The following is a 24,084-nucleotide window of genomic DNA, read 5'->3' as shown; positions in this document are numbered from 1 at the left end:
GCGGGCCGGCGGGCTCAGGCCTCCGCGGGCTGGCGGACGTGCGCGTTCACCCAGTCCACGATCGAGGCCGTCGTCGCACCCGGGGTGAAGATCTCCGCGACCCCCTGCTCCTTCAGCGGCGCGATGTCCGCCTCCGGGATGATGCCGCCGCCGAAGACCTTGATGTCCTCCGCGTCGCGCTCCTTCAGCAGCTCGATGACCTTGGCGAAGAGCGTGTTGTGCGCACCCGAGAGGATCGAGAGACCGATGGCGTCGGCGTCCTCCTGGATCGCGGTGTCGACGATCTGCTCGGGGGTCTGGTGGAGCCCCGTGTAGATGACCTCCATGCCCGCGTCTCGCAGCGCCCGCGCGATCACCTTGGCCCCGCGGTCATGGCCGTCGAGGCCCGGCTTGGCGACCACCACACGGATCGGACCGGTCACACCCATCAATGCCTCCACATGCGTCTCCCGTGCCCGGAGGGCCGGTGATGTGAACGAACGTTATCCACAGCATCCCGCACGGTGTCGTTTCGCGGTGGGCCGGGAGGGGGAAATCACACATGGGACATGTTCGCCGGCGTCGTTCCCAGCACCGGGCGGCCCATCGGCCGCGCGGGGAGCGCCGCCAGGGGAGCCGCAACGAGGTCGTCGTACCACCGCGCCGTCAGCCGCACGGCACGGTGGTACGGCCCCCGGCCGCATCAGGGCCGCCGGTCACCTCCGCAGCACCCCCGTGAGGGCGTACGGGGCAGGGAGCCGCCTCCCCCGCATGCCGGTGCAGGAGGTCGGCCATGAAGGTCCTGTCCTTCCTACCCCTACTGCTGCGCAGGCCGTGCCTGCGCCCCGCCTGGCTGTCGTCGACGCTGATCAGAGCCACCGCGCTGGAGCTGGTGATCCTCGCCGGGCATGTACTCATCTACCCCTCCGGCCTCGCCCCTGAGCGCCGGCAACCCACGAGCCCGCCCGGCACCGGCGCCGGAGCCGACGCGGATCCCGAGCGCCTCACCCGTTCGGCGGACACAGGTGGCACAACTGACACGTCCGGCCCGGCTGACACGGCTGACACGGCTGACACGGCTGACAGAGCGGGCACGACCGCACTGCCCTCCGCGGCCGACACCCGTCCGCCCGTCGTGCTCCTGCACGGCTTCATCGACAACCGCTCCGTGTTCGTCCTGCTCCGCCGCTCCCTGGCCAGGCACGGCTGGCACCATCTGGAGTCGCTCAACTACTCACCGCTGACCTGCGACATCCGCACGGCGGCCGAGCTGCTCGACCGCCACGTGGAGGAGATCTGCGCCCGCACAGGGCACCGCGAGATCGACATCGTCGGCCACAGCCTCGGCGGCCTCATCGCGCGGTACTACGTGCAACGGCTCGGCGGGGACCGGCGGGTCCGCACACTCGTCACCCTCGGTACACCGCACAGCGGCACCGCCGCCGCCCCGCTGGCAGGCGCGCACCCCATCGTCCGCCAGATGCGCAGCGGATCGGATCTGATCGAGGAGCTGCGTCGCCCCGCCCCGGGCTGCCGGACACGGTTCATCAGCTTCTGGAGCGAGCTGGACCGGGTGATGCTCCCCGTCGAGACGGCCTGCGTCGACCACCCCGACCTCGACGCGGTGAATGTGCGCGTCACGGGAATCGGCCATCTCGCACTGCCGGTCCACCCCGCGGTCGCGTCCGCGATCCGTCAGGCACTCGAGTCGGACGGCGCGTCCCTCGGAGCGCCGGAAACCGCTCCGGGGGCCACCTCCGTCGCCTGATCTCCCGCCTCAGACCCCCCACACGCCCCCGTCGAATAGAACAACTGTCGAACATAGAGCCAAGGCTGCCTCTCCGGTCCACCGAAAGGCGGCCGATTGCCCGTTTCCTGAGGGGATGAAAGCCGCCGAAGATTGTCGTCCTCACCTACCGCCGGGTACAGTCGCGGCCACTGCTCACCCTGGGATCCCCCCACCGGACCCCGGAACAGGTCCTGCTGCCGAGGCGAGAGAGAAGTTGGTGAACGACCAGCACCCCCACGCCGGGTATGCCGGATACGACAGCCAGTCCAGCGGCAGCTTCGACACCGACCCGCTCTTCGGGACCCTGCCGGGTCAGCACGACAGCAGCCACGGGACGACGTACGGCGGCGGTTACGCCCCGGCGTACGACGGCGGCTACAGCGGCGGCGGTTACGACAGCGGCCAGTGGGACACCGGAGCACATCAGCAGGCCTCGTACGACGCCTACGACGCCCAGGCCCACCCCCCGCAGGCGCCCCAGGGCTACGACACGACGGCCACCTGGATGCCCGAGGCCGGAATCCCGGCCCAGGCCCCCGCCCCCGACGCGACGGGCCAGTGGGACACCACGGGCTGGGACCACACCGGCCAGGCCGGCCAGTGGGCGACGGGCGACACAGGCGCCTTCCCCACCACCACGTTCGACACCACGGCTTACGCGACCGGCACGTACAGCGTGCCCGCCTTCGAGACCACGGGTTACGAGAGCTACGCCGCCCCCGAAACCGGCACCTTCGACGCCACCGCCTGGAACACCGGCGCCACGCCCGAGGACACCGCGTACGCGCCCGAACAGACGTCGTATACCTCGTACGAACACCGGTCGGCGTCCTACGAGCCGTACGAGACCGCCGAGTTCGCCTCCCACGACGGCGTCGGCGCCCACGGCCTCCACACCTCCCCGGAGACGCACGACTCCCCCGGCTCCCACGACCACGCCGGAACCGCCGAGGGCGGGATCGCGCAGACCGACCCGTACGCCGAGGACGGGATCGCGCAGTCGGACCCGTACACCGAGGTACTCGAAGCCCACGGCGAACCCGAGCCGTTGTCGGACGTCCCCGACGTGACCGCGGAGTCCGCCTCCGTGGCCGAATCCGCCCGCCCCGTGGGCCGTTCCGCCGCCCCGCGCGGCGGCCGGGGCCGGCGCCGTACTCCCGCGAAGCGCTCCGCGCTCCTCACCGTCGCCGTCCCCTCCGCCTGCGTCATGAGCGTCGCGGGCATCGCCGCGGCCTCGGTGAGCGGCGTCGGCGGAGGCGAGGAGACGAAGGACGAGACCACGTCCATGGCGGCCGCCGACACGGTCAAGCCGGCCGTGGCCAACAACAAGCTGGACACCCAGCTCGCCAACCTCAGCGCCGACGCCGAGAACTTCGCCGACCGCGCCAGCCGCACCCAGGAGCGCATCGACCTGAAGGAGCGTCAGGCCGCCGAGAAGAAGAGGCGCGCGGCGGAGGCCGCGCGCATCGAGGCCGCGCGTCCCAAGTTCGTGCTGCCCGTGAAGCAGCACGGCCTCAGCGCCACCTACGGCCAGGCCGGTGTGAACTGGATGTCCGTCCACACGGGCATCGACTTCCCCGTCTCCTACGGCACGCCCGTCATGGCGGCGACCGACGGCACGGTCCGCACCCAGTGGAACAGCGCCTACGGGAACATGGCCATCGTCACCGCGGCCGACGGCACCGAGACGTGGTACTGCCACCTCAGCACCACCAAGATCCGCTCCGGCTCGGTCAAGGCCGGCGACGTCATCGCCTACTCGGGGAACTCCGGCAACTCCACCGGCCCGCACCTGCACTTCGAGGTGCGGCCCGGCGGCGGCTCGGCGATCGACCCCATGCCCTGGCTCCGCAGCCACGGCATCAACCCGAACTGAGTCCGGCCGTCACATGGGGGGGGCGCCCCCGTGTGACGGCCGGACCGGGTCAGAGCTTCTCGACCGGCGCGTAGCGCAGCAGCAGCTTCTTGGGCCGCTCGCCGCCGAAGTCGACCGTCGCCTTCGCCTGGTCGCCGAACCCCTCGACCGCCGTCACCGTGCCCAGGCCGAACTGGTCGTGCGTGACCCGGTCCCCGACCACCAACGTGACCACCGGCTTCTCGGAGGTGCGCCGGGTCGCGAACCCCGACGGCCCGGACTTCGAGCGCGACGAGGACAGCGACGAGGTGATGCCGGACGTCGGCCCCGCCGGAGCCGCCATCGGCCCCTTGCGCTTCCATTCCAGGTGCTGGTCCGGGATCTCCTCCAGGAACCGCGACGGCGGGTTGTACGAGGGCTGTCCCCACGCACTCCGCATCGACGCCCGGGTCAGATACAGGCGCTCGCGGGCGCGCGTGATGCCCACGTAGGCGAGCCGGCGCTCCTCCTCCAGCTCCTTCACCTGCCCCAGCGCGCGCATGTGCGGGAAGACGCCGTCCTCCATGCCCGTCAGGAACACCACCGGGAACTCGAGGCCCTTCGCGGTGTGCAGCGTCATCAGGGTGACGACACCGGAGCCGTCCTCGTCCTCGTCGGGGATCTGGTCGGCGTCGGCGACGAGCGCGACCTTCTCCAGGAACTCGGCGAGCGTGCCCGCACCCTCCTCCTCCGCCCGCTCCTGCTCGAACTCGAGGGCGACGGCGGCGAGCTCCTGGAGGTTCTCGATACGGGTCTCGTCCTGCGGGTCGGTGGACGCCTGGAGTTCGGCGAGATAGCCGGTCCGCTCCATGACCGCCTCCAGCACGACGGCCGGTCCCGCACCGGACTCCACGATCGTGCGGAGCTCCTCCATGAGCGTGTTGAAGCGCTTCACGGCGTTGGCCGAGCGGGCCGCCATGCCGTACGCCTCGTCGACGCGGCGCAGTGCCTGCGGGAAGGAGATCTTCTCGCGCATCGAGAGGGCGTCGATCATCGCCTCCGCCCGGTCGCCGATGCCCCGCTTGGGCACGTTGAGGATCCGGCGCAGCGGGACGGTGTCCTCGGGATTGGAGAGGACCCGGAGGTAGGCCAGGACGTCCCTGACCTCCTTGCGCTCGTAGAAGCGCACTCCGCCGACGACCTTGTAGGGCAGTCCGACCCGGATGAAGATCTCTTCGAAGACACGGGACTGGGCGTTCGTGCGGTAGAAGACGGCGACGTCGCCCGCCTTCGCGTCCCCGGAGTCGGTCAGCCGGTCGATCTCGTCGGCGACGAACTGCGCCTCGTCGTGCTCGGTGTCCGCGACGTAGCCCGCGATACGGGTGCCGGCGCCCGCGTTCGTCCAGAGGTTCTTGGGACGGCGGCTCTCGTTGCGCTCGATGACGGCGTTGGCCGCGGAGAGGATCGTCTGCGTGGAGCGGTAGTTCTGCTCCAGCATGATCGTGGTCGCGTCCGGATAGTCCTCCTCGAACTGGAGGATGTTGCGGATGGTCGCGCCGCGGAAGGCGTAGATCGACTGGTCCGCGTCACCGACGACGCACAGCTCGCCGGGGGCGTCGTCCTCGCCCGCCGGGCCCACCAGCTCGCGCACGAGGGTGTACTGCGCGTGGTTGGTGTCCTGGTACTCGTCGACCATGACGTGCCGGAAGCGGCGGCGGTAGTGCTCGGCGACGTCGGGGAACGCCTGGAGCAGGTGGACCGTCGTCATGATGATGTCGTCGAAGTCCAGCGCGTTGGCCTCACGCAGCCGCGCCTGGTAGAGCGCGTAGGCCTGCGCCAGCGTCTTCTCGAAGCCGTCGGCGGCCTGGCCCGCGAACGTCTCCTCGTCGATGAGCTCGTTCTTCAGGTTCGACACCTTCGACGTGAACGACTTCGGCGGGTAACGCTTCGGGTCGAGGTCCAGATCGCGGCAGACCAGCGCCATCAGCCGCTTGGAGTCGGCGGCGTCGTAGATCGAGAACGACGAGGTGAAGCCCAGGCGCTTCGACTCGCGGCGCAGGATCCGCACGCAGGCGCTGTGGAACGTCATGACCCACATGGCGTTGGCGCGAGGGCCGACGAGGTCCTCGACGCGCTCCTTCATCTCGCCTGCGGCCTTGTTGGTGAAGGTGATCGCGAGGATCTGCCCCGGGTGCACCCCGCGCTCGGCCAGCAGATGGGCGATCCGGTGGGTGAGCACCCTGGTCTTGCCCGAGCCGGCCCCGGCGACGATGAGCAGCGGGGACCCGGCGTGCACGACGGCGGCGCGCTGCTCGGTGTTCAGCCCGTCGAGCAGCGCGGCGGAGTCGATGACGGGGCGCGGGGCGCCGTCGCGGTAGTAGGCGTCGCGCGGCGGCGGAGGCGCGTCGAAGACGTCCTCGAAGAGGCCCTCCGGCACCGCTTCGGGCGCGTGCTCCTCGGGGGGCGGCGGGGGGCCCTCCTGCGCTTGCTGGAGGCCGGTCAGGAAACTGTCGTCAAAGAGGCTGCTCATCGCCTCACGAGTCTAGGCGGCCGCACCGACAGCCCGGGCCGCATCGGCGACAAGGGCCTCGGACCGTGCGCGTAACGAGACCGTTCATCCACGGAACGTGAGATTCCAGGGTGGTCCCCCGGCCCGTGGACCGACGCCAGGAAAAGGTCACGAAAATGTATCGGGCATATCGAACATCAACCTTCACAGGGACACCACGGGTTGGCTAGCGTGCTTCGACGGGTGCCCCGTACCCCCTTGAGGCGAACCGCGCCGCACGGGTGCCCCCGCCGAATCCGTACTCCCACGAAGGGTGTCCGGAACCGGGGACCCACACGCAGCACCGGGGTGAATCGGTCCGTCTCCACAGGACCGTAGGGCAGCCTTCCGTTCCGCCCGAACCCTCTCCCGGTGCCTGAACGGCCTGGGGGGACCCCCATCGCTAACCCGGTAGGCGATCCACGGAAGGAGATGCCGGCCTTGGCGTCGCATCGCAAGCCGCGCACCCGGCTGCGCACCACCACCCCCGCCGTCGGTCTCACGACCGCGGCGCTCGCCTCCGTCACCCTGCTCTCCACGCAGAGCGCGACGGCCGCCCCCGCCGAGCCCAGGCCCAGCATCGAGGAAGTGCAGAAGAAGGTCGACGCCCTCTACCGGCAGGCCGGCACAGCGACGCAGCAGTACAACAAGGCGAAGGGCGCGTCGGCCGAGCAGCGCTCCAAGGTCGACGCGCTGCTGGAGGCCGCGGCGAAGCGGGCCGACAAGCTCAACGAGACGCGCCGGGAGCTGGGCAACTACGCCGCCGCGCAGTACCGCAGCGGCTCGATCGCGCCGACGGCGACGTTCTTCCTCGCGGACGACCCGCAGTCGTACTTCGACCAGGACCAGCTGATGGCCCGGATGACCAGCCGGCAGCAGAAGGCGGTCGCCGACTTCCGTACGCAGCAGAAGGAGGCGGCGGCGAAGCGCGTCGAGGCGACGAAGAGCCTGGAGACGCTCACCGAGTCGCAGGCCACCCTGCGCACCAGCAAGCAGCAGGTGCAGACGAAGCTCACCGAGGCCCGCTCGCTGCTGTCGAAGCTGACCGCCGAGGAGAAGGCGCGGCTCGCGGAGCTGGAGCGCAAGAAGGAGGCCGAGGCCAAGCGCAAGGCCGAGGAGCTGGCCCGGCAGCAGGCCGCGAAGGAGAAGGCCGAGCAGGCCGCCGAGGAGGAGGCCCCGAAGGAGGAGGCCGGCACGGAGACCGGGGGCACGGGCTCCGACAGCGGCTACGCCTCGAAGGCCGAGAAGGTCCTGGCCTTCGCACGCGCCCAGATCGGCAAGCCGTACGTCTGGGGGGCGACGGGCCCCTCCTCGTACGACTGCTCCGGGCTCACCCAGGCGGCCTGGAAGGAGGCGGGAGTCGATCTGCCCCGCACCACCTGGGACCAGGTCGAGGTCGGCACCCGGGTGGCCACGGCGGATCTGCGGCCGGGGGACCTGGTCTTCTTCTACGACGACATCAGCCACGTCGGCATCTACAAGGGCGACGGCATGATGATCCACGCGCCGAAGCCGGGTGCGAACGTCCGCGAGGAGTCGATCTACTACATGCCGATCTACGGCAGCGTGCGCCCCGCGTGACGCGCTGGAGCACCACCGGCGGGCGGGCCCGGGGCACAGCCCCGGGCCCGCCCGTCCTCGCTCAGGTCCAGAGCGTGGCGATGAAGATGTTGGCGACCGTCAGCCCGCCGACGGCGGCGAACGCGCCCTTGCCGACCTTCTCCTCATCCCGCTTCACGTAGACCAGCGCCAGGACCACGATCAGGACCAGCAGCTTGACGCCGATCTTGACGTTGTTCACGCTCTGGTCGTCGGCCTGGTTGAGCCCGACCAGGGCGACACCCGTGACGAGCATGGTGAGCGCGCCGTGCAGCATGGCCGGGACGAAGCGCGCCGTGCCTGCCCCCATGGCCTTCATCTGGGTCAGGAAGCCGCCCAGCAGGGAGGCGATGCCGATGATGTGCAGGGCCACGAAGACATTGATGAGTACGTCCATGGCCGCAGCCTAACCGCGGCTATATCACCACTCTTCGGCCAGGTACGACTTACTGATGAGTTCCCCCGGACCCTGCGCGGATTGCCGGACTCCGGTTGATTTTTCCGGTCAACCGACGGAAACGAAACAGCATATGAGGGCAATAGCTGTCATTACACCTCTTCCCTGTGCGCCGGGTTTAGCGTCCCTCCCAGGTGACCGGCTCTGCACCACCGCCCCCGTACCGGGCGGCTCCCGGTCGCCCCGCCAGGAATCCGGCGGCGGGCCACTCCCCCCTGTGGTGACCCGCCGCCGGACCCCGGCGGGCCCGCGGCACCCACCGACGGGCAGTCGAACGGAAGGACGCACCACCCCCGTGGCCGCCCATCGAGAAGCCGCTCACCGCAAGCCCAAGCAGCGTCTGTTCACCGGGCCTGCTGCCCGCACGGCAGCCACCCTCGCCCTCGCCGGGGCCGCGACCGCGACCGCCCTCGAAGGCGCCGCCCAGGCCGACCCCCAGCTCACCCCGGCCCAGGTCGAGGCCAAGGTCGACCGGCTCTACCACGACGCCGAGGTGGCCACGGAGAAGTACAACGGCGCGAAGGAGGAGGCGGCGGCCTCCGAGAAGTCCCTCGAGGTCCTCCGGGACGAGGCCGCCCGCAAAACCGAGCGTCTCAACGCCGCGCGCGACGCCCTCGGCTCGTTCGCCACCGCGCAGTACCGCAGCGCGGGCATCGACCCCGCCGTCCGGCTGGCACTCTCCTCCGACCCGGACCAGTATCTGGAGCGCGCCTCCTACGAGGACCGGGCGGGCGACCGCCAGGCCGGTGCGCTCCAGGGCGTACGCCGGCAGGTCAGCGACATCGCCCAGCTGCGCGCCCGGGCCCAGGACGAGCTGGAGGTCCTCGCCGTACGCCGCGCCGACCTGGAGAAGCACAAGGACGCGGTCCGCACCAAGCTCGCCGACGCCCGGAAACTCCTGGCCACCCTCACCGCCGAGCAGCGCGCCGACTACGAGCGCTCGGCCGACGCCGCGCACGGCGGCAGCGCCGCCCGGGCCGACCGGGGTGCCCCACGCGGCTCCGTGGCCGCCCCCAACGCCCGCGCGGCACAGGCCGTCGACTTCGCGTACGGGGCGCTCGGCAAGCCGTACGTCTGGGGCGCCACCGGCCCCTCCTCCTTCGACTGCTCCGGCCTCACGCAGGCCGCCTGGCGCGCGGCGGGAGTCTCCCTGCCCCGTACGACCTACACCCAGATCAACGCGGGCCCACGCGTCTCCCGGTCCGAACTCGTACCGGGGGACCTGGTGTTCTTCTACTCCGGGGTCACCCACGTCGGGCTCTACATCGGCGGCGGCCAGATGATCCACGCCCCGCGCCCCGGGGCCCCGGTCCGTATCGCGCCGATCAGCGAAATGCCTTTCGCGGGAGCGACCCGGGTCGCATAGGCTCCCGGGCCCATGGACACCGCCATCCAGAACTACGCCCGCACGCTCGCCCTCCGCTCGCCGGACCACTACCGAATCGGTCCGTTCACCGTGCGCCACAATCCGGGCTGGGAGCTCAAGTTCGCCAATTACGCCATCCCCGACCAGGACGCCGAACCCAGCGCACAGGACGTCGCCGACCTGGTCGCCGCGTTCCGTGAGCACGACCGGCTGCCCCGGCTGGAGTTCCTGCCCGCCTGGGCGCCCGCAGTCGAACCGGCCCTGCTGGCGGCCGGTTTCACCGTCGAGAACCGCGCACCCGTCATGGCCTGCACCGCCGACGACCTGCTCACGCCCAAGCCGGTGGACGGCCTCCGTATCGCCGAGCCCCTCACCGACGCGGAGTTCACCTCCGCCGCCGCCGTCCAGCACACCGGTTTCGGCGGGGAGGGCGGCCCCGAGGACGGCGAGATCGCCTGGCTGCGCCGGGCGACGGAGAGCGGCGGCGTCTCGGGACTGGCCACCGTGGACGGCCGGCCCGCCGGCGCGGGCGGCTGCTCGACCCCGGCCGACGGCATCGGCGAACTGGCCGGACTGGCCGTCGCCGACGCCTTCCGCCGCCGGGGCGTCGGCGCGGCGCTCTCCGCCTGGCTGACCCGCACCGCCCTCGAGCGCGGCTTCCACACCGTGTGGCTGGAGCCGGGCGGCCCCGACGTCGAGCGGATCTACGCGGGCGTCGGCTACCGCAGGACCGGCGAGAAGCTCAACATCTCGCTCGGCCCCGCCTGACCACGGGCAGGGCTCAGACCAGCCGCCGTGCCGTGGCCCACCGGGTCAGCTCGTGCCGGTTGGAGAGCTGGAGCTTGCGCAGCACCGCCGAGACGTGGGACTCGACCGTCTTCACCGAGATGAACAGCTGCTTGGCGATCTCCTTGTACGCGTACCCCCGGGCGATCAGCCGCAGCACCTCGCGCTCCCGCTGCGTCAGCCGGTCCAGGTCCTCGTCGACCGGCGGGGCGTCCGTCGAGGCGAACGCGTCCAGGACGAACCCGGCCAGCCGCGGCGAGAACACCGCGTCGCCCTCCTGGACCCGGAAGACCGAGTCGACGAGGTCGGTGCCGGTGATGGTCTTGGTGACGTAGCCGCGTGCGCCGCCACGGATGACACCGATGACGTCCTCGGCGGCGTCCGACACGGACAGCGCGAGGAAGCGCACCGGATTCTCGACGGCGCCCATCATCGGGGCGCAGCGCCGCAGCACCTCGACACCGCCGCCTCCCGGGAGGTGGACGTCGAGGAGGACGACCTCGGGGCGGGTCGCGGTGATCACGGTGACCGCCTGGTCGACGTCGGCGGCCTCGCCGACGACCTCGACCCCGGTCTCCTCGGTGCGGCCGATCTCGGCCTGGACGCCGGTACGGAACATCCGGTGGTCGTCGACGAGCACGACCCGTACCCGTCGCTCCGGGCCCCCGGTCGCTTCGGTGTTCTCGGTCATTCGCTCGCCCTCTCCATCTCCAGCTCGACTTCCGTGCCCCCGTCGGGCACCGAACGCAGCCGCGCCGTGCCGCCGTTGCGCTGCATCCGGCCGATGATTGATTCTCGTACGCCCATCCTGTCGCCCGGCACGGAGTCAAGGTCGAATCCCGGCCCCCGGTCCCGTACGGAGACGAAGACCGTGCGGCCCTCGACCTCCGCGAAGACCTGGACGGCACCGCCCTCGCCACCGTACTTGGCGGCGTTGACCATCGCCTCGCGTGCGGCCTGCATCTGTGCCGCCAGCTTCTCGTCGAGCGGGCAGTCGCCGACGACGACGACCTCCAGCGGGACCCCGTGCTTGTCCTCGACCTCGGCGGCGGCCCGCTTGACCGCCTCGGCGAGGGTCGTCGGTTCCTCGGCCTCCTCCTTGCCGGTGCCCTCCGGGTTGTACAGCCAGTTGCGCAGCTCGCGCTCCTGGGCACGGGCGAGCCTGCGGACCTCGCCGCCGTCGTCCGCGTTGCGCTGGATCAGCGTGAGCGTGTGCAGGACGGAGTCGTGGACATGGGCGGCGACCTCGGCACGCTCCTGGGCCCGGATGCGCATCAGGCGTTCCTCGGAGAGGTCCTGGGTCATCCGCACGAGATAGGGGCCCGCGAGCAGCGCGATGCCCGTGAGTACGGCGATGGCGGCGGTCAGCGCGGTGCCGAGCTGGGCCGCCGAGCCCCGCACCACCATGAAGGCGGCGAGGCCGAGGCCGACGAGCGCGACGCCGGCCAGTCCCCGGGCCAGTTGCAGCACACGGCGGCGGCGGCCGACCTCCATCCAGCGCGCGCGGCGCGCGTTGTCGGCCTGGCGCCACACCAGGACGGAGCCCGCGCCTATCAGCAGCGCGGGCCAGACGTAACGGTCCGCCTTGCTCCCCATGTCGACGTTGCCGACGAAGATCATGGCGCCGACGAGCAGCGCGACCAGGGCGAACACCTGGCCCTTGTCCGGCTTGCGGAGCCTGCGCCGGCCGTCCGGGGCGGTCTCGAAGAGGGACCGCTCCACCCCGCCGATCCCGCCGCCCCCGCCCACCCCGAGCGGTACGACGATCCAGAACACGGCGTAGAGCAGGGCGCCGAGGCCGTCCGCGAAGAACAGTCCGAGGAAGACGAACCGCACCCAGGCGACGGGCAGACCCAGATGCCCGGCGAGCCCGCGCGCGACACCGCCGAGCATCCGCCCGTCGGCGCTGCGGTAGAGCTTGCGCGGCGCCTGCTCCTCCGGGTCCGGGGCGTGGGAGCTCGGGGCTCGGGTCGTGGCTGCTGGCATGTACCGATCGTCACACGTTCCGGCGGGCCGTGGCATCAGGGTCTGCCCGGACTCGACCCTGAGGAGGCCGGGGGGTGGCCGGGCGGGCCCCCACCGGCCTCCGGGACGCAATATCAGGGATCGGCCAGGGTCGTCGCAGGTCCCACAAGGGCGTACGGGCCGTCACCATGGAGCCATGACCGTTCCCCAGGACGCCTCCCCCGGCGTCGCACCGCCCCCCGGGCCGGCACCGCGGCTGCAGCGCAGCCCGCGGCAGAAAGTCGTGGCCGGAGTGTGCGGCGGGCTCGGCCGGTACTGCGACGTGGACCCGGTGATCTTCCGGATCGTGCTCGGTGTCCTCGCTGCGACGGGCGGCATCGGACTGATCTTCTACGGCTTCGCGTGGCTGCTGATCCCGGTGGAGGGCGAGGACGAGAACGAGGCGCGCAGGCTGCTGTCGGGCCGGGTCGAGGGTGCCTCGCTGATCGCGCTGGTGCTGGCCCTGGCGGGGTGCGGGCTGCTGCTGTCGATGCTGCACAACGGCGGGATGCTCGCCTTCGCCGCGATGCTGTCGCTGACGGTGATCGGCTTCTCGGTCTGGAGCCAGCACCGCCGCACGGCCCCGCCCGAGGACGCGCCGGGCACGGCGGCGCACACCCCGGGAAGCACGGCGCACGCCTCCGGGCACGGGGCGCCGCCCGAGGTGAAGGCGCCGCCCACGCCGGGCAGCCCGTCCTGGTGGCGGGACCCGATCGTCAAGGACGGCACGACCGGCCCGGCCGGCACCGGCTATCTGTGGGGCCCCGCGAACGCGGTGTCCGAGGCGGCGGAGGTCGGCAGGAACAGGCCGACGGCGGACGCCCCGTACCGCCCGCCCTACCGCCCGACGGGCACCCGGGGCCCACGGTCGATCGGCGGCCTCGTCCTCCTGCTCGCCCTCATCGCGGGCGGCCTCGGCACGGGGCTGAGCTGGGAGACCCATCCGCTGGGTACGAGCCTGCAGATCGGCCTCGCGGCGGCGCTCGGGGTGTTCGGTCTCGGTCTGGTCGTCGCCTCCGTCCTCGGCAGGACCGGCTTCGGCACGGTCCTGCTGGCCATGATCACGGCGGGGCTGCTGGCGGGGGCCTCCCTCGTCCCGGACGACGTCGGCACCGACTGGGTCCGCAAGGAGTGGCGTCCGGCCTCGGTGGCCGCGGTCGAACCGCAGTACAAGCTGAGCACCGGGGTCGCGAAGCTCGACCTCTCCGGGGTCACCGTCCCGAAGGGCGAGACCCTGCGCACCCGTATCGAGGTCGCGGCGGGCCGTGCGCTCGTCGTCGTACCGGCCGGGGTGACGCTGCTGGTGGACGCGGAGGCGGGCCTCGGCGACATCCAGTTCCCGTCCGACCGCCGCAAGGACGTGGACATCGCCCCCGACCGGCGCACACGGGCGACCATCGAACCCGCCGAGAACAGCAAGCCCGCCGGCACGGTCGAGCTGAGCATGGGAGTCGGCATCGGACAACTGGAGGTCACCCGTGCTGCGTCATGAGATCCGGCCGGGCCGCGCGGTGGCGGGCCTCGTCATGCTGACCCTGGCGACCGGCTACGCGGCTGACGCGGCGGGCGTGTGGGACGCCCCTTGGACGTTCTTCGCCCCCGTGTTCGTCGGCGGCCTCTGGCTGGCGGCGACGGTGACCTGGGTGAGCTACCGGCTGCGGCGACGGCGCGAGGCCCGGAGGGCATCGGCGGAGGCGTCGGCACCTGGTTCCACCGGAGTGGCCTGACCGCTGCCGGGCCCTCAGATACGCCCCCGGCGCCGGCCGCCTCGCAGCGCGTCCACCGACCAGTAGGGCGCTCCGGCCAGCAGCAGCGGCAGCCACGCCATGAGGTAGACCAGGTCGTTGCCGTAGTAGTACGGCGTGCTCTGCCAGCTCACCGTCAGCCACAGGCTCAGCGAGATCAGCGCCCCGCCGAGCGCCGCGAGGCGGGCCCACAGGCCGGCCAGGGTGCCGAGGCCGACGAGGAGTTCGCCGATCGCGATGGCGTACCCGAAGCCTTCGGGGCTCTTCAGAGCCAGGTCGACGAGGCCCGGGATCGCCGCGCTGTCACGTACGGCATGCATCATCTCGCCGATGGAGCCGGTCCCGCTCGCGGACAGGAACGCGCTGTCGGTCAGCTTGTCGAGCCCCGCGTAGACGAAGGTGACACCGAGAAAGATCCGCAGGGGAAGGAGCGCGTACTGCCCCGCCCGGTCCCGCAGACTTCTCGGCTCGTCGAGCCCGTAGGAACCGCCCCTGTACCCGTGCATCACTGCCCCGCTTTCCGTTGGCCTTCCGACAGACCATACGTACGCCGGTTCGGTGCGGCTCACCCGGTGTTCGGGTCAGTCCGTGACATCGATGCGGCAGGAGTTGGTCTCTACGCCCGCGGCCGTCACGACCTGTACCTCCACCTCGCCGGGTTCGACCTCGACGGGCACGGGCACGGTGAGCACCGTGTCCGCCGGGTTGGCGAAGCCTCCGGTGACCGGGATCAGGGGGACGTGCACGTGTACCCGGCCGATCCTGACGACCACCCGTGCCAGCCGGTCGGGGCTCCCGGCGCCCGGCGGCACGAATCCGGCGCCCCGGATCTCGATGTCGTCGCCGGTACGGATCGGGGCGTCCAGGTCCCCGGCCTCCCTGGCCCGGACGACCGACAGGATGACCGGCCGGCCGCCCTCCGCGTACTTCCCCGCGAAGTACGTCGCCGCCGAGACTGCCACCAGGACCGCCAGGCCCCACGGCAGATCCGGCAACTGCTCGGGGCGGCGGGCCAGGCGGACCGCGGCGAACAGCACGGCGACCGTACTGACCAGGACGTACTGCACGTCGGTGAAACTGCCGCGCCCGGAGTCGTCGGTCAGCAGATCGGCGGCCCGTGGCCGGTCGGCCCGCAGCTTCTGCAGCCGCTGCCCCAGGACGCGTACGGTCACCACCCGGCGTACGACGACGGCGACGGCGCACACCAGCGCGAGCACGGACAGCACGCCGGCCGAGCGGACCAGGTCCAGGCCCTCGATCAGGGCGTCCCGGTCGGCGTGGGCCGACGCCCCGGCCAGCTGGAGCGCGAGGACCAGGACGGCGAAGACGGCGAGCAGCACCCAGGAGGCGGCGACCGTGCGTGAGGTGGAGAGCCGGTTGTCCTCGCCGATCAACGGGGCGAGGAGACCGCCACGGGCCCGGTGGACGCGGGCGGCGCCGGTCAGCAGGCCCGCGGTGACCAGTGCGGCGAGCAGGCCCGCGGTGCGTGCGGTGGACCAGCCGGCGCCGATGGCGGTGGCGGCCTCTCCGATGACGAGCAGGGCGACGCCGCCCCAGACCACGGTCAGGGTGCGCCGCCAGAGGGCGTGGAGCCAGGCGTCACCGGCCTCCCTGCTGCGGTCGGCGACGGTGCGGGCCGACTCGGTCAGCTCGTCCGACACCCACTGCCGGGACGCGGACACCGACTGGGCGACACCGCCGGGCAGACCCTGGCCGGCGGCGAGTTCGTCCCGCTTGGCGAGAAACGCCGCAACGGCCCGCCGGTGCCCTTCGCGTGCCCCGTGCGGGCAGTCGCCGCACGTACAGCCACCGCCGTGCGTGCTTTTCGCCCTCGCCTCGTCCAACGCCACGGAGAACGCCGCCCTTTCCCGCCCCGGTACAACCAACTCGCCTCTTATTTCTGCGAATTGTGCCGTACGGGGTCGCTCCGTCCCGCATCGGGGCGACTCGGGGGCGCTCGCTGTACTGATGTGCGATTGTCAGGCGCTGAGTACGAGGTAGGCGAGGCCCAGTGTCCCCCGGTATCCCCCGTAGTAGCCGGTGCGGCGGGCGTCGACGGCCTCGGTCACCGCGGCGTGCAGCCGGTGCCCGGGATTGGCCAGCGCCCAGCGCTCGCCGCGCCCGATGTTGGCGGCGGACTCGAAGAGGTCCCACTCGCGCCGGTCGGCGACGGTCACCTGGAGCGGCCTGAGCCCGGCCGCCTCCGCCTGCCGGATCAGCCCCAGGAGCGGGCCGAAGTCGTCCGGTTCCGCGCCGAGGCCCTCCAGTGCGGCGGGCGAGGGCTCACGCTCCCAGAACCCGTCCCCGAACAGCACCCGGCCACCGGGACGTACGGCGGCCCGCAGGGCCTTCAGCGCCTCCGGGGTGCCGCCCGGCCAGGCATGGGAGGAGCCGATGGAGACGGCGAGGTCGTAGTCGGTCGCCGGATGTCCGGCGGCCGGGACGTCGTGGAACCGCACCCGGCCGGCGAGCCCTCGCTCCTCTGCCATGCGGCGTCCCCGGGCCACGGCTTCCGGGTCGGTCTCGATGCCGTCCCCCGTGGAGCCCGGCACCGCCTCGACCAGGCGCATCAGCAGCTCGCCCCAGCCGCTCCCGAAGTCGGCGATCCGGGCGCCGGGACCGGGGGCGCAGGCTGAGATCAGCTGGGCGGCGTGCTCCTCGGACAGCGGGGTGTTCCAGGTGAGGCGGTCGTTGCCGGGGGCGGACATGAGGGCGCGGACTTCTTCGGCGGACATGCGCCGCAGCTTGGCACGGCGACTCCGCGGCGGGCCACGTGTTTTGCCGTCCTCCGTCACCGGCCCCGGTTGTAGATCTCCGTGAGGTCCGCCTCGACCAGGAACGGCACATTCAGCTTGAGCTTGTTGTGGTGGATCCCCGTGGGCGTGTAGGCCTTGAGCGCGGGGTCGAGCTCGTAGACGTACACGATCGGCAAACCGTCATCGTTGGCCTCGACCCGCCAGAAGTGACTGATCCCAGCAGCCGCGTACTTGCGGGGCTTGACGTCACGGTCCCGGTCGACGGAGTCCGGCGACACCACTTCGACGGCCAGGACGACATCCTCCGGGGCGTACCACGTCTGGTCGGCGCCCGTGTCCGCCTCCGCGCGGTAGACCAGCAGGTCCGGCTCCGGCCTGTTGCTGCTGTCGAGTCTGATGCTCATCTCCCGGTCGACGTCCAGACCGGCCGGAAGGTGCGCCAGCAGGGCTCTCTCCAACAACCACATCACGCGCGTGTGGAACTTCCGCTGCGGACTCACAAAGACGAGACTCCCGTCGATCAGCTCTGTGTGCCGCGGCAGGTCCGGAAGCCGATCGAGGTCCTCCGCCACCCAGCCCTGGGGCGGGGGCACGGGGTAGTGGTAGTGGTAGTGCTCGGTCACTTCGTCGTCGGGTGCGGCACTCATAATTGCTCCCATGGGGCAGAGTCTCGTCTCCTCAGCCAGCGTACCCAGCGGATACGACGATGCCGCCGCCCAAACGAATGAGCGACGGCATCGGCATTGACCTCAGAGAGTGGGGATCACTCCCACTCGATCGTCCCCGGCGGCTTGCTCGTCACGTCGAGCACCACGCGGTTGACGTCCGCGACCTCGTTGGTGATGCGGGTGGAGATCTTCGCCAGCGTCTCGTACGGCAGGCGCGACCAGTCGGCCGTCATGGCGTCCTCGGAGGAGACCGGGCGCAGCACGATCGGGTGGCCGTAGGTGCGGCCGTCGCCCTGGACGCCGACGCTGCGGACGTCCGCGAGCAGGACCACGGGGCACTGCCAGATGTCGCGGTCCAGGCCGGCCGCCGTGAGCTCCTCGCGGGCGATGGCGTCGGCCTCGCGCAGCAGGTCGAGGCGCTCCTTGGTGACGTCGCCGACGATACGGATCCCGAGGCCGGGGCCCGGGAACGGCTGGCGCTGGACGATCTCCTCCGGCAGGCCGAGCTCCTGGCCGACCATCCGGACCTCGTCCTTGAACAGCTGGCGCAGCGGCTCGACGAGCTGGAACTCGATGTCGTCGGGGAGCCCGCCCACGTTGTGGTGGGACTTGATGTTGGCGGTGCCGGTGCCGCCGCCGGACTCGACGACGTCCGGGTAGAGGGTGCCCTGGACGAGGAAGGCGACCTCGGGGCCGTCCTCCTGGAGGATCTCCAGCTGGGCCTGCTCGAAGACACGGATGAACTCGCGGCCGATGATCTTCCGCTTCTGCTCCGGGTCGGACACACCGGCCAGGGCGTCGAGGAAGCGCTTCTCGGCGTCGACGACCTTCAGCTTCGCGCCGGTCGCGGCGACGAAGTCCTTCTCGACCTGCTCGGTCTCGCCCTTGCGCATCAGACCGTGGTCGACGTACACGCAGGTGAGCTGGGAGCCGATGGCCTTCTGCACGAGGGCCGCGGCGACCGCGGAGTCGACGCCGCCGGAGAGGCCGCAGATGGCGCGCTTGGTGCCGACCTGCTCGCGGATCAGTGCGACCTGCTCCTCGACGACGTTGGTGGTCGTCCAGGTCGGCTCGATGCCCGCGCCCCGGTAGAGGAAGTGCTCCAGGACCTGCTGGCCGTAGGTCGAGTGCATGACCTCCGGGTGGTACTGGACGCCGTAGAGCTTCTTCTCGTCGTTCTCGAAGGCGGCGACCGGGACGACGTCGGTGGACGCGGTCACGGTGAAGCCCTCGGGGGCGGCGGAGCAGGCGTCGCCGTGCGACATCCAGACCGACTGCTCGGTGGGCGTGCCCTCGAAGAGGGTGGAGCCGGCCTTGGAGACGGTGAGCGGGGTGCGGCCGTACTCGCGGGCGCCGTTGTCGTCGACCGTGCCGCCGAGGGTGGTGGCCATGATCTGGAAGCCGTAGCACATGCCGAAGACCGGGACCCCGGCCTCGAAGAGCGAACGGTCGAGGCTGGGCGCGCCCTCCGCGTACACCGAGGACGGTCCGCCGGACAGGATGATCGCCCGGGGGTTCCTGGCCAGCATCTCGGCCACCGGCATCGTGGACGGGACGATCTCGCTGTAGACCCGGGCCTCACGGACGCGTCGGGCGATGAGCTGGGCGTACTGCGCGCCGAAGTCGACAACCAGGACGACGTCGGTCGTGGTGTCGGGGGCGGCGGGGGGTGCTGCTGGCACGGGGCGGCCTTCCGGCGGTGGAGAGGGGGTCGGTCCTCCCAATTCTACCGGCCGTGGGACATTGCCCCGCCGGGCTCCCGTCTCACCATCCGGGCCCGGCGTGGACCCCGGCCCGGGGCGGGGGCCATACTGGCTCCATGCGTCAGCACACGATCTTCGTCTTTACCTATGGCACCCGGCCCGCCGGCTGCCATGGTCGTGCTGCTTGAGCAACTGACAAGCAACGTTCCAGGCGCCCCGGGCCGACAGGCCCGGGGCGTTCTGGCGTTCGGGACCTGTCGCTCCGGGCCCTCAGCCCACCGGGAGTCACAGATGACCAGCACCGCACCCACGAAGACGGCCGCCGAGCGGACCGGCGCGCACACCGACGAGGCCGCGTCCCTGATCGGGGGCGCCCGGACCCGCATCGACGCGCTGGACGACCGGATCATCGGACTCGTCCAGGAACGGATGGCCGTCTCGGCGGTCATCCAGGAGGCGAGGATCACGTCCGGGGGCCGCCGGGTGAACCTCTCGCGGGAGATGGACGTCCTCAGCCACTACAGCGATGCCCTGGGCAAGCCGGGCACGGCACTCGCCATGACGCTGCTGGAGCTGTGCCGCGGCCGGGTGTGACGTACGGGAAGGCTGTACGGCCGCACCCGCGTTCGGTCCCGGTCTCACCCGTACGGCGCGTGACCGGGCCCGGGACGGCTTCGTTGGTCCTTGTGTCCGTGCCAGCCAGGGGCGGCATCGGCAGGAATCCACGCGTGGCTCCGCCGGGACGTGTGGCGTACCGCAGGTACGCCGTGGGACCACGTCCCGGCGTGTGTGACCGGTCGGCAGGGGACAGCAGCCCGGTCACCCATGTGCGGCCGGTTCCGGGGACGCCCGGGACCGGCCGCCTACGGACCGCCGTGGGCGGCGGCCTCAGGCCTGCCGGACCCGGCGCCGGTTCGTCGCGTACAGCACGCCGCCCGCGGCCAGGGCGATCACCGCTCCGCCGGAGGCCATCAGAGCGACCGAGCCGGTGGAGGCGAGGCCACCGTCCGTGCTCGCCGACGCGGTGCCGGACGAGCCCGTGCTCCCGCTCGGACCCGAGCCGGAGGACGCACCCGAGGTGCCGGACGTATCGGAGCCCTGGCCCGCTGTGTCACCGCCGGCGGAGCCCTCGGTGGCCCCGCCCGTTCCGGTGGTGCCTTCCGACGTCCCGCCGGTGTCCTCGGAGCCGGAGCCGTCGTCGTTGAGCACCAGACGCGCGGTGTTGTCGGCCGGCTTCGGGTCGAAGGGCAGTTCGGGGTCGCTCAGCCAGGTGTTGCGGATCCGGACGGCGCCGTCGGCGTTCGGGACCAGTTCGGTGATCTTCAGGTCGAAGGGCAGCGAGACGTCGGCCCCGTCGCGCACGGTCATCGAGGTGTCGCAGACGTAGCGGGGTGCGCGGTTCTGGTCCTCGCGGTACTTGCCGTCCGCCGTCACGCCCCGGCAGGACTCCGGCTTGCGGGTGACCTCGGCGCCCTCGGGGACGGTGAAGTCGAAGGTGGCGACGGGCTCGCCGGACCGGATGTAGCCGATCCAGGCCGGCCCGTCGTTACGGAAGCCGAGGTCCGCGGTGACGGTCTCCCCCACGGCGCCGTCGGCCTTGCCGCCCACGGCGACGAAGTTCGCGGTGTTCTCCGTACGGAAGTCGATCTCCTGCTGGTTGTCCCAGGGGTCCAGGTCCGCGCCCCGGGCGGAGGAGGTGACCTTCTTCAGGGACAGTTCGGGGCCGGTGCCCCGGGTGAAGGCCGCGCCCGCGCGCTGCGCGGAGCGCTGTGCGGCGCTGTCCTCGTTGATGCGGTAGATGAACGTGTCGTAGAAGGCGCGCTCGGTGGCCTTGACGGACAGCGGCTCGGCCAGTGTGTACGTGGCGCCCGGTTCGTAGGAGCCCGCGACCGAGCACAGCGCGGTGGCCCAGGCGAAGCCTTCGAACGGATCGTCCCCGGCCTCGCCGTTGTACTCGCAGTTGGCGTAGCGCTCGGGGATCTCCATCCCACGTGAGTACCTGAGGGTCAGCAGGACGCCGTCGGCGGCCGTGGTGCCCTTGTTGGTGAACGTGATCGGGGCGGGCTGCACGTCGCCCGGCTTGAGCTCCTGCTTGAAGGGGAGCTGCTTCATGACCAGGTCGGGGCCGCCGACGGTCACCTTCGTCGAGAAGGGCGTGAAGGTGACCCCGTCCGCCGATCCGGTCACCTCGATGGTGCCGGAGGCGCCGTCCTCGCTGCCCTTCGCCGCGGAGAGGTCGAAGTCGGCGATGGAGCTGAGGCCCGCGTAGACGCCCCAGTCGTGGCAGACGGCCGTGGCCCCGGTGATCTCGCAGTCCGATCCTGTGTCCTCGGCCGGGGAGAGCTCGGCGACGCCCGCGATGCCGCTGAGGTCGAGGGTGTAGGTCACCTCGCCCTCGTAACCCATGCTCTCCTCGTCGGGGTCCGGGTTGTGGACGGTGAGCCCGAGTGCGGACTTCTGGGGGCTCCCGGTCTCCGGATAGGGGTGCAGGGCCGTCTCGGCGGGGCCACCGAGCGTGAAGACCGGGCCGTCCGCCTGCGCGGGGGCGGCCACGGCGAGCGAACCGGCGGCGAGCAGCCCGGCGGCGGCGAGGCCGCCTGCCGTCCGGCGCAGGGCTGTTCTCGGGGAAAGGCGTGTCATCGCGAACCTCTGGGGATCGGCGGAGCTGTGTGACTGCTGTGACTGCTGTGACTGCTGTGACGCAGTACGGGTTCGACCACGCAGTGGTGCGAACAGTTGCTCCGGCCGAGATCACGGATTGAGCACGGTGCGCGGATGTGGCGGGCGACACATAAAGATTCTGTGAAACCCAGGACAACCGTTGTCGCACTTCGCAGGTCATGCATGGCGAACACACGGGCGGCGCGGCCGTGGTGCTGGGTGCCGGCGCGATGTGGGTCGTGCGGCGCCGCAGGAACGGTGACGCCGCCGCGTAGGGCGCGTCGCCCGTAGGACCGCGAAGGGGCTGCACTCGGAGGGGGGTGCAGCCCCTTGGCGTTCCCTGGGTCAGGCGTCCAACGCGGCCTTCTTCGGCGGCACCGCCGGAATCCCCAGGAACGGCAGCTTCAGCGCGCCGAACGCCTCCTTCGGCACGGCGGGCGCCTTCGGCTCGACGGCGGCGAGCCGTGCGTACGCCGTGTCCTGCGCCGGGCGCGGGTCCTTCTCGCCCTTGTTGGGCCAGAAGGACATCGCGCGCTCCGCCTGTGCCGTGATGGTCAGCGAGGGGTTGACGCCCAGGTTGGCGGAGACCGCGGAGCCGTCGACCACGGAGATGCCGGGGTGACCGTACAGCCGGTGGTACGGGTCGATGACGCCCTTCTCCGGGCTCGCCCCGATCGGGCAGCCGCCGAGGAAGTGCGCGGTGAGCGGGGTGCCCATCAGCTCCCCGATGTTCGATCCCGCGAAGCCGTTGATCTCCTGGGCGAGCAGCGTCGCGCCCTGCGTGGCCTCGGCTATCTGGGTCGGGTTGGGCGAACCGTGGCCCTGGCGGGCGGTGAGCAGGCCCTTGCCGACGCCGCCCGGCTTGCGGTACGCGGTCAGCGAGTTGTCCACCGACTGCATGACGAGCCCGATGATGGTCCGCTCCGACCAGCGCCGGTTGGACAGCGAGCGCATCAGGAGCCACGGGTGCCGGGCCGCGCTGCCGAACCAGCTCAGCACCCGGTGGGTGCTGTAGGGCACCTGGAGGATGGTCAGCGCGCCCATGGCGTTGGAGCCCTTGCCGTAGCGCACCGGCTCGATGTGGGTGTTCTCGTCCGGGTGGATGGACGAGGTGATGGCGACGCCCTGGGTGAAGTCTGCCTTGGCGGTGCCGTGCTTCTTGCGGTAGCGGCGGTCGCTGGTCTGTGCCCCCACCAGACCCTCGGAGTTGGTGCGGGTCAGCTCACCGAGCCGGGACGACAGCCGGGGCAGCAGCCCTTCGTCCTTCATGGTGTGCAGCAGGGTCTGGGTGCCGTACGTGCCCGCCGCGATGACCACCTTCCGGGCCCGCAGCACGGACGGTGCCTTGCGGCGCCGGTGCGTGGGGACGGTCGAGACGCGGTAGCCGCCGTCCGGGTCGTCGGTGACCCCGACGACGGAGGTCATCGGGCGGATGACGGCACCGGCCTTCTCCGCCAGGTAGAGATAGTTCTCGTTGAGGGTGTTCTTCGCCCCGTGCCGGCAGCCCGTCATGCACTCGCCGCACTGGGAGCACGCCTTGCGGTCGGGGCCCGCGCCCCCGAAGTAGGGGTCGGCCGTCTCCCCGCCGGGCTTCGTGCGCGCCGTGCCGTCGGCGTCCTGGCCGTCGCCGAAGAAGACGCCGACGGGGGCGAGGTGGAAGGTGTCGCCGACGCCCATGGACTCGGCCACGGACTTGAGGTGGACGTCCGCCGGGGTCACGGTCGGGTTGAGCCGCACCCCGAGCATCCGCTTCGCCTGGTCGTAGTACGGCGCCAGCTCGTCCTTCCAGTCGGTGATGTCCGCCCACTGGCGGTCCTCGAAGAACGGCGTGGGCGGCACGTACAGGGTGTTGGCGTAGTTGAGGGAGCCGCCGCCGACGCCCGCCCCGGCCAACACCATCACCTTGCCCAGCAGATGCACCCGCTGGATGCCGAACAGGCCTAGCGCGGGTGCCCACAGGTAGTTCTTGATGTCCCAGGAGTTCTTGGGCAGTGTCGCGCGCGTGAAGCGGCGGCCGGCTTCCAGGACACCGACCCGGTATCCCTTCTCGCTCAGCCGCAGGGCCGAGACCGCGCCGCCGAAGCCCGAGCCGACGACGAGGACGTCGTAGTCGTACGCGTCGTCGTCCGCCGCCGGAACGGCCGGTGCGGCCTGATTCTGGGCAGGGCTGTCCTGGGACATGGCTCTCC

At 71.5% G+C, this 24,084-nt stretch carries 21 protein-coding genes; 9 read left to right on the top strand and 12 right to left on the bottom strand.

Going from position 1 to position 24,084, the window contains the following annotated elements; all coding sequences use genetic code 11:
- Window positions 1–14: 14 nt before the first annotated feature.
- Complete coding sequence (locus ACIQM3_RS02775; protein WP_277332360.1) at window positions 15–428, bottom strand: cobalamin B12-binding domain-containing protein; 414 nt, start codon at window positions 426–428, stop codon at window positions 15–17.
- Window positions 429–772: 344 nt separating this feature from the next.
- Here ACIQM3_RS02775 and ACIQM3_RS02770 point away from each other — a divergent pair, with 344 nt between their 5' ends.
- Both ACIQM3_RS02770 and ACIQM3_RS02765 read left to right on the top strand, forming a co-directional pair.
- Complete coding sequence (locus ACIQM3_RS02770; RefSeq protein WP_401617819.1) at window positions 773–1,747, top strand: esterase/lipase family protein; 975 nt, start codon at window positions 773–775, stop codon at window positions 1,745–1,747.
- A gap of 238 nt (window positions 1,748–1,985) precedes the next feature.
- On the top strand, window positions 1,986–3,644 hold the full coding sequence (locus ACIQM3_RS02765) for a M23 family metallopeptidase (protein ID WP_401617816.1): 1,659 nt from the start codon (window positions 1,986–1,988) through the stop codon (window positions 3,642–3,644).
- A 49-nt stretch (window positions 3,645–3,693) separates the two neighbouring features.
- On the opposite strand, the gene pcrA is transcribed toward ACIQM3_RS02765, so the two are convergent.
- Complete coding sequence (gene pcrA, locus ACIQM3_RS02760) at window positions 3,694–6,132, bottom strand: DNA helicase PcrA (protein ID WP_401617813.1); 2,439 nt, start codon at window positions 6,130–6,132, stop codon at window positions 3,694–3,696.
- Window positions 6,133–6,582: 450 nt separating this feature from the next.
- On the opposite strand from pcrA, the gene ACIQM3_RS02755 reads away from it, so the two are divergent.
- Window positions 6,583–7,731, top strand: coding sequence for an NlpC/P60 family protein (locus ACIQM3_RS02755; RefSeq protein ID WP_401617810.1), 1,149 nt, complete (start codon window positions 6,583–6,585; stop codon window positions 7,729–7,731).
- A gap of 61 nt (window positions 7,732–7,792) precedes the next feature.
- Here ACIQM3_RS02755 and ACIQM3_RS02750 read toward each other — a convergent pair whose 3' ends face one another.
- Window positions 7,793–8,146, bottom strand: a complete 354-nt coding sequence (locus ACIQM3_RS02750; RefSeq protein ID WP_401617807.1) for a hypothetical protein — start codon at window positions 8,144–8,146, stop codon at window positions 7,793–7,795.
- Window positions 8,147–8,501: 355 nt separating this feature from the next.
- On the opposite strand from ACIQM3_RS02750, the gene ACIQM3_RS02745 reads away from it, so the two are divergent.
- Window positions 8,502–9,572 carry an NlpC/P60 family protein gene (locus tag ACIQM3_RS02745; protein ID WP_401617804.1) on the top strand — a complete coding sequence of 357 codons (1,071 nt, stop codon included), beginning with the start codon at window positions 8,502–8,504 and terminating at the stop codon, window positions 9,570–9,572.
- Window positions 9,573–9,584: 12 nt separating this feature from the next.
- Window positions 9,585–10,340 (top strand): GNAT family N-acetyltransferase, encoded by a 756-nt coding sequence (locus tag ACIQM3_RS02740; RefSeq protein WP_401617801.1) that lies wholly within the window; start codon window positions 9,585–9,587, stop codon window positions 10,338–10,340.
- 13 nt (window positions 10,341–10,353) lie between these two features.
- Here ACIQM3_RS02740 and ACIQM3_RS02735 read toward each other — a convergent pair whose 3' ends face one another.
- Entirely contained in the window at window positions 10,354–11,049 is a 696-nt protein-coding gene (locus ACIQM3_RS02735; RefSeq protein ID WP_099173788.1) for a response regulator transcription factor, read from the bottom strand.
- Window positions 11,046–12,344 carry a PspC domain-containing protein gene (locus ACIQM3_RS02730; RefSeq protein ID WP_401617797.1) on the bottom strand — a complete coding sequence of 433 codons (1,299 nt, stop codon included), beginning with the start codon at window positions 12,342–12,344 and terminating at the stop codon, window positions 11,046–11,048. Before ACIQM3_RS02730 ends, ACIQM3_RS02735 begins: the two co-directional genes overlap by 4 nt.
- A gap of 175 nt (window positions 12,345–12,519) precedes the next feature.
- Between ACIQM3_RS02730 and ACIQM3_RS02725 the strand changes: the two genes are divergently transcribed.
- Together ACIQM3_RS02725 and ACIQM3_RS02720 are read left to right on the top strand one after the other, a co-directional pair.
- Window positions 12,520–13,854 carry a PspC domain-containing protein gene (locus ACIQM3_RS02725; RefSeq protein WP_401617794.1) on the top strand — a complete coding sequence of 445 codons (1,335 nt, stop codon included), beginning with the start codon at window positions 12,520–12,522 and terminating at the stop codon, window positions 13,852–13,854.
- Window positions 13,841–14,089 carry a hypothetical protein gene (locus tag ACIQM3_RS02720; RefSeq protein ID WP_401617791.1) on the top strand — a complete coding sequence of 83 codons (249 nt, stop codon included), beginning with the start codon at window positions 13,841–13,843 and terminating at the stop codon, window positions 14,087–14,089. Before ACIQM3_RS02725 ends, ACIQM3_RS02720 begins: the two co-directional genes overlap by 14 nt.
- 14 nt (window positions 14,090–14,103) lie before the next feature.
- On the opposite strand, the gene ACIQM3_RS02715 is transcribed toward ACIQM3_RS02720, so the two are convergent.
- The 5 genes from ACIQM3_RS02715 to guaA form a co-directional block, all read right to left on the bottom strand.
- Window positions 14,104–14,613 carry a DoxX family protein gene (locus tag ACIQM3_RS02715; RefSeq protein WP_401617788.1) on the bottom strand — a complete coding sequence of 170 codons (510 nt, stop codon included), beginning with the start codon at window positions 14,611–14,613 and terminating at the stop codon, window positions 14,104–14,106.
- 75 nt (window positions 14,614–14,688) lie between these two features.
- Window positions 14,689–15,957, bottom strand: coding sequence for a hypothetical protein (locus tag ACIQM3_RS02710; protein WP_401617785.1), 1,269 nt, complete (start codon window positions 15,955–15,957; stop codon window positions 14,689–14,691).
- Between the two features lie 129 nt (window positions 15,958–16,086).
- Window positions 16,087–16,842, bottom strand: coding sequence for an SAM-dependent methyltransferase (locus ACIQM3_RS02705; protein ID WP_401617782.1), 756 nt, complete (start codon window positions 16,840–16,842; stop codon window positions 16,087–16,089).
- 56 nt (window positions 16,843–16,898) lie between these two features.
- Entirely contained in the window at window positions 16,899–17,510 is a 612-nt protein-coding gene (locus tag ACIQM3_RS02700; RefSeq protein WP_401617779.1) for a Uma2 family endonuclease, read from the bottom strand.
- Window positions 17,511–17,626: 116 nt separating this feature from the next.
- Entirely contained in the window at window positions 17,627–19,213 is a 1,587-nt protein-coding gene (gene guaA / locus ACIQM3_RS02695; RefSeq protein ID WP_401617776.1) for a glutamine-hydrolyzing GMP synthase, read from the bottom strand.
- A 312-nt stretch (window positions 19,214–19,525) separates the two neighbouring features.
- Here guaA and ACIQM3_RS02690 point away from each other — a divergent pair, with 312 nt between their 5' ends.
- Window positions 19,526–19,828: a chorismate mutase gene (locus ACIQM3_RS02690; RefSeq protein WP_104788373.1), complete on the top strand. Its 303-nt coding sequence runs from the start codon at window positions 19,526–19,528 to the stop codon at window positions 19,826–19,828.
- A 294-nt stretch (window positions 19,829–20,122) separates the two neighbouring features.
- On the opposite strand, the gene ACIQM3_RS02685 is transcribed toward ACIQM3_RS02690, so the two are convergent.
- Window positions 20,123–21,874 (bottom strand): peptidase, encoded by a 1,752-nt coding sequence (locus ACIQM3_RS02685; RefSeq protein ID WP_401617773.1) that lies wholly within the window; start codon window positions 21,872–21,874, stop codon window positions 20,123–20,125.
- Between the two features lie 200 nt (window positions 21,875–22,074).
- Here ACIQM3_RS02685 and ACIQM3_RS02680 point away from each other — a divergent pair, with 200 nt between their 5' ends.
- Window positions 22,075–22,170, top strand: coding sequence for an MYXO-CTERM sorting domain-containing protein (locus ACIQM3_RS02680; RefSeq protein ID WP_401617770.1), 96 nt, complete (start codon window positions 22,075–22,077; stop codon window positions 22,168–22,170).
- Window positions 22,171–22,240: 70 nt separating this feature from the next.
- Here ACIQM3_RS02680 and ACIQM3_RS02675 read toward each other — a convergent pair whose 3' ends face one another.
- Window positions 22,241–24,076 carry a GMC oxidoreductase gene (locus ACIQM3_RS02675; protein ID WP_401617767.1) on the bottom strand — a complete coding sequence of 612 codons (1,836 nt, stop codon included), beginning with the start codon at window positions 24,074–24,076 and terminating at the stop codon, window positions 22,241–22,243.
- Window positions 24,077–24,084 lie beyond the last annotated feature (8 nt).

The organism is Streptomyces sp. NPDC091271, assembly GCF_044757505.1.
In the GTDB taxonomy this organism is placed as follows: domain Bacteria; phylum Actinomycetota; class Actinomycetes; order Streptomycetales; family Streptomycetaceae; genus Streptomyces.
Note: the sequence above shows the minus strand (reverse complement) of the source record. Positions and strands in the feature narration are given on the sequence as shown.

Coding starts and splice junctions, on each gene's coding strand:
- ACIQM3_RS02775 (WP_277332360.1), bottom strand. CDS start 428: ATGGGTGTGACCGGTCCGATCCGTGTGGTGGTCGCCAAGCCGGGCCTC.
- ACIQM3_RS02770 (WP_401617819.1), top strand. CDS start 773: ATGAAGGTCCTGTCCTTCCTACCCCTACTGCTGCGCAGGCCGTGCCTG.
- pcrA (WP_401617813.1), bottom strand. CDS start 6,132: ATGAGCAGCCTCTTTGACGACAGTTTCCTGACCGGCCTCCAGCAAGCG.
- ACIQM3_RS02755 (WP_401617810.1), top strand. CDS start 6,583: ATGCCGGCCTTGGCGTCGCATCGCAAGCCGCGCACCCGGCTGCGCACC.
- ACIQM3_RS02750 (WP_401617807.1), bottom strand. CDS start 8,146: ATGGACGTACTCATCAATGTCTTCGTGGCCCTGCACATCATCGGCATC.
- ACIQM3_RS02740 (WP_401617801.1), top strand. CDS start 9,585: ATGGACACCGCCATCCAGAACTACGCCCGCACGCTCGCCCTCCGCTCG.
- ACIQM3_RS02735 (WP_099173788.1), bottom strand. CDS start 11,049: ATGACCGAGAACACCGAAGCGACCGGGGGCCCGGAGCGACGGGTACGG.
- ACIQM3_RS02730 (WP_401617797.1), bottom strand. CDS start 12,344: ATGCCAGCAGCCACGACCCGAGCCCCGAGCTCCCACGCCCCGGACCCG.
- ACIQM3_RS02725 (WP_401617794.1), top strand. CDS start 12,520: ATGACCGTTCCCCAGGACGCCTCCCCCGGCGTCGCACCGCCCCCCGGG.
- ACIQM3_RS02715 (WP_401617788.1), bottom strand. CDS start 14,613: ATGCACGGGTACAGGGGCGGTTCCTACGGGCTCGACGAGCCGAGAAGT.
- ACIQM3_RS02705 (WP_401617782.1), bottom strand. CDS start 16,842: ATGTCCGCCGAAGAAGTCCGCGCCCTCATGTCCGCCCCCGGCAACGAC.
- ACIQM3_RS02700 (WP_401617779.1), bottom strand. CDS start 17,510: ATGAGTGCCGCACCCGACGACGAAGTGACCGAGCACTACCACTACCAC.
- ACIQM3_RS02690 (WP_104788373.1), top strand. CDS start 19,526: ATGACCAGCACCGCACCCACGAAGACGGCCGCCGAGCGGACCGGCGCG.
- ACIQM3_RS02685 (WP_401617773.1), bottom strand. CDS start 21,874: ATGACACGCCTTTCCCCGAGAACAGCCCTGCGCCGGACGGCAGGCGGC.
- ACIQM3_RS02680 (WP_401617770.1), top strand. CDS start 22,075: ATGCATGGCGAACACACGGGCGGCGCGGCCGTGGTGCTGGGTGCCGGC.
- ACIQM3_RS02675 (WP_401617767.1), bottom strand. CDS start 24,076: ATGTCCCAGGACAGCCCTGCCCAGAATCAGGCCGCACCGGCCGTTCCG.